Origin of the sequence: Hydrogenophaga sp. (assembly GCF_051007235.1) — a bacterium.
Classification (GTDB): Bacteria; Pseudomonadota; Gammaproteobacteria; order Burkholderiales; family Burkholderiaceae_C; genus Hydrogenophaga.
The window spans coordinates 1-2566 of record NZ_JBPCSJ010000246.1; the positions used below are offsets into that span (position 1 = coordinate 1).

Genomic DNA, 2566 nt, shown 5'->3' on the forward strand with positions numbered 1-2566 from the left:
CTGGTCCATGCAGGCCACGCCCGCGTGGCGGTGCAGCACGGCCAGCAGCATGGCCAGGCGGTCGCGGTCGAGGCCGACCGACAGGCGCCGCGGCGAGGGCCCGCCGCTGTCCACCAGGGCCTGGATCTCCACCAGCATCGGTCGCGTGCCTTCCAGTGTCACCATCACGCAGCTGCCAGGTACCGGTTCCGAGTGTTGCGACAGGAAGATCGCGCTCGGGTTGCTCACGCCCTTGAGGCCCTTCTCGGTCATGGCGAACACGCCGATCTCGTTGACCGCGCCAAAGCGGTTCTTGATCGCACGGATCAGGCGGAAGCTGCTGTGTGTGTCGCCCTCGAAATACAGGACGGTGTCCACCATGTGTTCCAGCACGCGCGGACCGGCCAGCGCGCCTTCTTTGGTCACGTGGCCGACCAGCACGATGGCCGTGCCGCTGGCCTTGGCCGCGCGGGTGAGGTGGGCCGCGCATTCGCGCACCTGCGCCACCGAACCCGGCGCGCTGGTCAGCTGTTCGGAATACACGGTCTGGATCGAGTCGATGACGGCGATGGCGGGCTGGTGTGCCGCCAGCGTGGCGAGGATCTTTTCCAGCTGGATCTCGGCCAGCACTTGGACCTGCGAACCGTCCAGCCCCAGCCGGCGCGAGCGCAGTGCGACCTGCGCGCCCGACTCTTCGCCGGTGACGTACAACGTGCCGCCCCCACGCTCCCCCGCTGCGCGAGGTCCGCTGCCCCCCAAGGGGGCTTTCGCGCCTTGGGGCGGCCCGGCGTCGCTCAGGGTTTTCTGCCACGAGCGTTGCAGCGAGTCCAGCGCCTGCAGCAGCAGGGTGGACTTGCCGATGCCCGGATCGCCGCCGATCAGCACCACGCCACCTTCCACGATGCCGCCGCCCAGCACCCGGTCCAGTTCGTCGTGGCCGGTGGGGGTGCGCTGCACGTCGGTGGCTTCGATGTCGGCCAGCGTGGTCACCTCGGCCGTCTTGGCCAGCGCGGCGAAGCGGTTCTTGGCGGGCGCGCTGGATTCGGCCACCGATTCGATCAGCGTGTTCCAGGCGTTGCAGTGCGGGCACTTGCCCAGCCAGCGCGGGCTGGTGCCGCCGCATTCGTTGCAGGTGTAGATCGTCTTTTCTTTGGCCATGTGGCCGGCAATATAGTCGACACCCCGCCGTGCCGGTCTGTGCCCGACCCCCTACGCCCCCCACCACCGTGTCCACTGCCCGCTCCGCGTCTTCGAACCGTGTCGTCCCCGCCACCGCCCTGCAGGCGCTCGCGCCGGGCGCGCAGCCGCTGTCGGCCGCGGCCCGCGCCTTCAACCTGCAGCTGACCCGGGTCGACAAACTCCGCGCGCAGCTCGACGAGCTGGATGCGCTCGGCCAGTCGCACCGCGTCGAGCAGCACCGCTGGGCCACCCCACTGCGACAACGCCAGCGCCAGCACATGCGCGCCCTGGCGTTGGCGCTGCAAGCGCATCTGCAGGACAAGGCCCTGAGCCGCGTGCAGCAGGCCACCGCCACCGAGGCGCTGTGCGACCTGGCCCAGGCGCTGGCCGGCGAGGGCGATGCCGAGATGGCCGCGCTGCACGACCGGCACAGCCCGCAGACCCTGGCGCAGAAGAAGCAGGCGGCTGCCGAGGCGATGCGGGCGCGACTGGAGGCGGCGCTGGGCGAGCCGCTGGGCGGCGAGGGCGAAGCGCTGTCGGCCGAGGAACTGGTGCGCGAAGGCCTGGCCCGCTGGCGTGCCGAGCGCGAAGCCGCCCAGGAACGCCGCCAGGCCAAGGCCCAGGCGCGCAAGGCGCGGCAGCAACCGGGCACCCCGCGGGCCGAGGCGCAGGCCCAGGCGGCCGACGCCGACACGCAGCTGCGCACCCTGTTCCGCCAGCTGGCCAGCGCCCTGCACCCCGACCGCGAGCCCGACGAAACCGAGCGTGTGCGCAAGACCGCGCTGATGAGTGAAGCCAACACCGCCTACGCGCGCAAGGACCTGGTGACGCTGATGCAGATCCAGCTGCGCGCCGAGCTGGCCGATCCGGCCGCCGTCTCGCGCCTGGCGGACGACCGGCTGGCCGCGTTGACGCTGCTGCTCAAGCAGCAGGTCGCCGGGCTGGAGCGCGAGCGCGCCGCGCGCCAGGGCCAGCTGGCGGCCGAGTTCGACCTGCCGCACCAGCAGGTGGCCAACCCGAACACCCTCAGGCAGGCGCTGCTGGCGCAGGTGGCGGCGCTCGAATCGGCCGTGGCACAGCTGGAACAGGACCTGGCCGCGGTGCAGGACGTGGCGACGCTCAAGCGCTGGCTCAACCGCCGGCGCGAGGCGCCGCCCCCCGCGGTGCAGGCGGACCGGGACCCGGACGATTACGTCTGAGCCGTTGCCGGGTGGCGGTAGCGCCGCGTGATCTCGGCCACCTCGACCGAGTAGCTGGCGTACCAGCGCTCACGGCCCAGCCGCTGTCCGACCAGGTGGTCGCTGTGCTGCTTCCAGGCGCGGATGCTGGCCTCGTCGGGCCAGTAGGACAGCGCGATTTCCTGGTCGCCCTCGGTGACGGCGGTGAAATCCAGGCAGCCGAATTGCGT

At 71.7% G+C, this 2566-nt stretch carries 3 protein-coding genes; 1 reads left to right on the forward strand and 2 read right to left on the reverse strand.

Annotated elements, in window-relative coordinates:
• The coding region (locus ACR2JA_RS08920; protein ID WP_434008741.1) for a DNA repair protein RadA at positions 1-1137 on the reverse strand (1137 nt) is incomplete at its 3' end.
• A 68-nt stretch (positions 1138-1205) separates the two neighbouring features.
• Between ACR2JA_RS08920 and ACR2JA_RS08925 the strand changes: the two genes are divergently transcribed.
• On the forward strand, positions 1206-2357 hold the full coding sequence (locus ACR2JA_RS08925) for a hypothetical protein (RefSeq protein ID WP_434008742.1): 1152 nt from the start codon (positions 1206-1208) through the stop codon (positions 2355-2357).
• On the opposite strand, the gene ACR2JA_RS08930 is transcribed toward ACR2JA_RS08925, so the two are convergent.
• On the reverse strand, positions 2348-2566 hold a 219-nt coding region (locus ACR2JA_RS08930; RefSeq protein ID WP_434008743.1), incomplete at its 5' end, for an antibiotic biosynthesis monooxygenase family protein. The two genes, ACR2JA_RS08925 and ACR2JA_RS08930, sit on opposite strands and share 10 nt — an antisense overlap.